Source organism: Nocardia sp. 852002-20019_SCH5090214 (assembly GCF_001665865.1).
GTDB classification, from domain to species: Bacteria; Actinomycetota; Actinomycetes; order Mycobacteriales; family Mycobacteriaceae; genus Nocardia; species Nocardia nova.
Genome location: NZ_LZMK01000034.1, coordinates 1 through 564, shown reverse-complemented (window position 1 = coordinate 564; position 564 = coordinate 1). Strand labels below are relative to the sequence as shown.

At 62.4% G+C, this 564-nt stretch carries 1 protein-coding gene; it reads right to left on the bottom strand.

Annotated elements, in window-relative coordinates; translation table 11 throughout:
- The coding region (locus A5780_RS04150) for a relaxase domain-containing protein (RefSeq protein WP_231982843.1) at positions 1–422 on the bottom strand (422 nt) is incomplete at its 3' end.
- Positions 423–564 lie beyond the last annotated feature (142 nt).

The following is a 564-nucleotide window of genomic DNA, read 5'->3' as shown; positions in this document are numbered from 1 at the left end:
CCTTGGGCACGGTTGTATTCGGCATAGGCGCGGGCGCACTCGAACCGGTAGCCAGCCTCGGCGACCACATATCGGTTATGCGGGCGGCCGAGCTGGGCCATCTTCGCGCCGTAGAGGCGGGCCACCCGCGGCGAGACACCCTCGGCCATCTGCTCGGCTGCCAGCTGCGCGACGATCGCGTCCGCGTTCGGATGCATCCCGCGCCCGAACAAGGCCCGCATCTGGGATTCGGTGACGATGTCTCCCTCGACGATATCCAGGGCTCCCAACCCCGACCCCACCCAGCGACCCGGGGACTCGCCGCGCTCGCTGTAATAATCGGCGAGCTGTTGCGCGCCACGCTCATTGGCGTCATTCGTGGCGATATTCCGCAGGTAATACTCATAGCCGTCGCCGTACGCGATCTTCGCCAGCGACATCATGCATCCAGGCTACGCCGCTCCAGATTTCTCGTTATCTGTTCGTGACCTGGGAGCATGAGGTGTGAAAATTTTTGTGTGAGTGAGTGGTTGTGGGTGAGTGGTAGTGGGGGAATGTGGTTGTGAGAGTGGGTTGTGAGGGTGA